Source organism: Bradyrhizobium sp. 23, assembly GCF_023073295.1.
GTDB lineage: Bacteria > Pseudomonadota > Alphaproteobacteria > Rhizobiales > Xanthobacteraceae > Bradyrhizobium > Bradyrhizobium canariense_D.
In genome coordinates this window covers 120,654-121,229 of the sequence record NZ_JADPJF010000014.1, presented here as the reverse complement: position 1 = coordinate 121,229, position 576 = coordinate 120,654, and the positions used below count along the sequence as shown (strand labels likewise).

Below are 576 nucleotides of genomic sequence, written 5' to 3'. Positions count from 1 at the left end.
GCGCACTTGCGCACTGGGGCGGGGCATCCAGTACGCCGCGACCTATCGGATCAATCAAGCCTGTCTCGGAGTACTGGATCGCCCGGTCAAGCCGGGCGATGACAGTTGTGCTTCAGGCATCACCGCCCCAACTGCTTCGGATCGTAATAGAACCGCTCTTCGATCAACTGATCGCCCCGCCAGGTCTGCCATGCGATCTCATCCAACGTTCGGATGATGCCTTCGGCATTGGTGAAGCTGAATCTCCAGCGCGTCGCGACATGATCCCCTTCGATCAGGCTCGGCCCAATGCGCACCGCCTTGACCTCCTTGAAGGCTGCCAGCACGCCGCGCTCCTTGGCGGCGAGCTTGTCGCGTCCGACCACGGGATCGCCCTGGTTTTCATAGGTGGCGGCGTCCGGCGTGTAGTAGTCGAGGATCGCCCCGACGAAATCCCCGTCCTCCAATCGTTTGGCAAAAGCTTCGACGACATCACGGCTCGGCATGGTGCACCTCACGAATAAAACCGACTGTTGGTCGGTAAATACCGACCGACGGTCGAAAAGTCAACTGGCTGTCCTCGTCCATTTCGACTAC

General features: G+C 59.9%; 1 protein-coding gene. It reads right to left on the bottom strand.

Annotated features, from left to right (window positions below; genetic code table 11):
- Nucleotides 1-119: 119 nt before the first annotated feature.
- Entirely contained in the window at nt 120-485 is a 366-nt protein-coding gene (locus IVB32_RS02715) for a nuclear transport factor 2 family protein (protein ID WP_018455021.1), read from the bottom strand.
- Between the last annotated feature and the right edge of the window lie 91 nt (nt 486-576).